Consider the following 3,230-nt stretch of genomic DNA (forward strand, 5'->3'; position numbering starts at 1 on the left):
CGGCGGGCCGGCTGGCGCGACGGTGGTGGTCGTCGCCACCGCGCTCGTCCCGGTCGCGACGGCCGAAGCGGTCGTCACGGTCGCGGCGGTCGAACCGGTCGTCACGGTCGCGGCGCTCGAAGCGGTCGCGACGGTCGTCGCGGTCACGACGCTCGGACCGGTCGTCCCGGTCACGACGCTCGAAGCGGTCGTCGCGATCCCGGCGCTCGAACCGGTCGTCGCGGCGGTCGCCACGGTCGAAGCGGTCCGTCCGGCCGCGGTCGCCGGAGTCGCGCCGCTCGGATCGCTCGGGACGGCGCTCGTCGCGGTCGTCGCGGTAGGGACGGCGCTCCTGGCGGTCGTCGCGGTAGGGACGACGCTCCTCGCGGTCGTCACGGCGACCGGCGCCGGCCCGGTCGGTGGACCGGCGGTCGTCCCAACGGTCGACGGACCGCGGCGCGCGGCCTGGGCCGGTGGCCTCGACCTCGCTGCGGGGACGTCCGCCACCGCGCCGCGGGCCGTGGCCGCGGGTGGCACGCTCTGCGGCGGTCCACCGCTTCTTCTTGGTGCCGTCGGCCTTGGTGTTCTTGGGGCCCTTGGTGGGGCTTGAGCTGGACTTGCTGGGCATGCCTGACTTCCATCCGGGCCGTTCGGCCCCTCGTGGGCACGTCGCACACCGACGCAAAGGGCGGGCATCGCCTGACATCGTTGCGGGGTGGTCGACGGACCTCTAGCGCCCACGATGTCTGAGCCAGTCGGTGTGAATCTCCGACGGCGGCATCCGGCGCCTCACGTCCCGTACTGCGCTGCGCAGCCGGGGACGCCAACTGTACCAGCCCGGGAGCGAGAATCCGAACCAGCGGGTGACCGGGATGGCACCATGGCACCAGCACCGTGCCGGCCAGGCGGGTCACCGAGGCGTCACCAGCCGTTGGTCGACCCGACGGCCGGGCGGGGGAAGCCTGTCACCGGTCGAGGATGGAGTCGTGGGCGTGCGCGTAGCGATCGTGACCGAAAGCTTCCTGCCCTCCGTCAACGGCGTCACCCACTCGGTGATGCGGGTCCTCGAGCACCTCCGCGACCGTGGCGACGACGCCGTGGTGGTCGCCCCCTCGAGCAACGGCCAGGTGCCGCGGACCTATGCGGGCTTCCCGGTGGTGCCCGCCCCCTCGGCGAACCTCCCCGGCTACCCGGACCTGCCCTTCGGCTTCCCGACCAGCCTGCGGCTGGAGGAGGTCTTCGAGGACTTCCGCCCCGACGTCGTGCACGTGGCCGCGCCGATCAGCATGGGCCACAAGGCCATCATGGTGGCCAACCGGATGGACCTGCCGAGCGTGGCGATCTACCAGACCGAGTACGCCTCCTTCGCCTCCCGCTACTGGATGCACCGCGCCCAGCCGGTGATCTGGTGGCGGGTCCGCGCCAGCCACTCGCTGGCCACGATGACCCTCGCGCCCTCGTCCTACACCCGCCAGGTGCTGGTCAACCGCGGCATCCCGCGGGTGGGGCTGTGGGGCCGTGGGGTCGACACCACCCGCTTCCACCCGGCGAAGCGGGACGACGCCTGGCGTCGCACGGTCGCCCCGGGCGGTGAGCGGATCATCGGCTACGTCGGCCGGCTGGCCGCGGAGAAGCAGGTCGAGGACCTCGCGGTGCTCGCCGACCTGCCGAACACCCGGCTGGTGGTGGTCGGCCACGGCCCGACCCGCGAGGAGCTGGAGCAGCGTCTGCCCACCGCGCACTTCACCGGCCAGCTGACCGGGGAGCACCTGCCGCGGGTGCTGGCCAGCATGGACGTCTTCGTGCACCCGGGCGAGCTGGAGACCTTCTGCCAGTCCATCCAGGAGGCGCTGGCCAGCGGCGTCCCCGCCGTCGCGCCGGCCAAGGGCGGGCCGATCGACCTGATCGACCCCAGCCACACCGGCTGGCTCTACCCACCGGGTGACCTCGCGACGCTGCGCAGCCAGGTGCAGGACCTGGTGGGTGACGACCGCAAGCGGCACGCCTTCAGCCGCGCCGCCCGCGCCGCCGTCCGTGGCCGCACCTGGGACGAGGTCTGCGCCCGGCTGGTCGAGCACTACCAGGCCGCCATCCGCGCCCACGGGGTCCAGCGCGTCGGCTGAGCTGGCGCGCCGGTCTAGCCCGCGTTGCGGGTGACCCGGACCAGCAGGGCGTCGATCACCTCGTCGACCTGGACGTGGTGCTCGATCAGCGCCATGTGGCCGGAGTTCTCGAGCACCAGGGCATCCGCTCCCGGCAGGAGCTCGATGATGACCTGGGTGTGCTCGATCGGGGTGATGGCGTCGTCCTCGCCGCCGACCACGGCGGTCTCCACGCCGGCCAGCACCGGGAACGAGCCGGTCTCGTCGAGGTCGCGGAAGGCCGGGTAGAAGTCACCGACCACCTCCAGCGGGATGTCGCCGAGCATCTCGCTGACGAACTCCACGTACTGGGCGGGCACCTCGCTGCCGAAGGCGAGCTGCTTGGTCGCCACGAACCCGAGGTCGGAGCCGGCGCGGCGGCTGCGGGTGACCAGGTCGGGGACGCGGTTGAGCAGCGCCAGCGCCGGCTCCACCACCCGGGAGAAGGTCCTGCCGGGGATGCCGCGGATCGGCGAGTGCTCGGCCATGTCGGCCGGTGAGGTCGAGATCAGCACGACGCCGCCGACCAGATCGCCGAAGAGCTCGGGGTGGCGGCGGGCCAGGTTCATGATGGTCATGCCGCCCATCGAGTGCCCGACCAGGACGACCGGTCCGGTCACCCCGGTCTGCTGCAGCACCGCGAGCAGGTCGTCGCCCAGCTGGTCGATCCGGCAGGTCTCGGGGGCGGCGCGGGGCGAGCGTCCGTGGCTGCGCTGGTCGTAGAGCACCAGCCGGGCCCGTCCGCGCAGGTGCTTGCGCTGGAAGTGGAAGCAGTCGAGGGAGAGGGCGTAGCCGTGCACCATCACCACCGTCAGCTCCGGGTGCACCGGCCCGCTGCCGGGGGCGGGCTGGTGGTCGTCGAGCTCGTCGATCTCGGTGTGCAGGTCGAGCCCGTCGGAGGTCCGCACCGGTGGACCGCCGGACCGCAGGGAGAAGAAGGCCTCCCGCGGTGTCCGGTCGTTGCGGAACCGGCTGCCGACGACCCGACGCTCCAGCTCGAGCCCGGCGGCGATCCCGCCGGCACCGAGGGCTGCGAGCCCGGCGACCATGCCGACCGCCCGCGCCACCGCCCCGCCGTCGCGTCCGCGGGTGGCCCGCGCCACCGCCCCG

3 protein-coding genes are annotated in these 3,230 nt (G+C 73.4%); 2 read left to right on the forward strand and 1 reads right to left on the reverse strand.

Annotated elements, in window-relative coordinates:
• Positions 1 to 589, forward strand: a 589-nt coding sequence (locus DVA66_RS21075; RefSeq protein ID WP_232822065.1) for a hypothetical protein, incomplete at its 5' end; no start/stop codon positions are given.
• 382 nt (positions 590 to 971) lie between these two features.
• Complete coding sequence (locus DVA66_RS18690; RefSeq protein ID WP_114561377.1) at positions 972 to 2,102, forward strand: glycosyltransferase family 4 protein; 1,131 nt, start codon at positions 972 to 974, stop codon at positions 2,100 to 2,102.
• Positions 2,103 to 2,116: 14 nt separating this feature from the next.
• Here DVA66_RS18690 and DVA66_RS18695 read toward each other — a convergent pair.
• On the reverse strand, positions 2,117 to 3,230 hold a 1,114-nt coding region (locus tag DVA66_RS18695), incomplete at its 5' end, for an alpha/beta fold hydrolase (protein ID WP_157974131.1).

It is taken from the genome of Desertihabitans aurantiacus (assembly GCF_003344635.1).
Lineage (GTDB): Bacteria > Actinomycetota > Actinomycetes > Propionibacteriales > Propionibacteriaceae > Desertihabitans > Desertihabitans aurantiacus.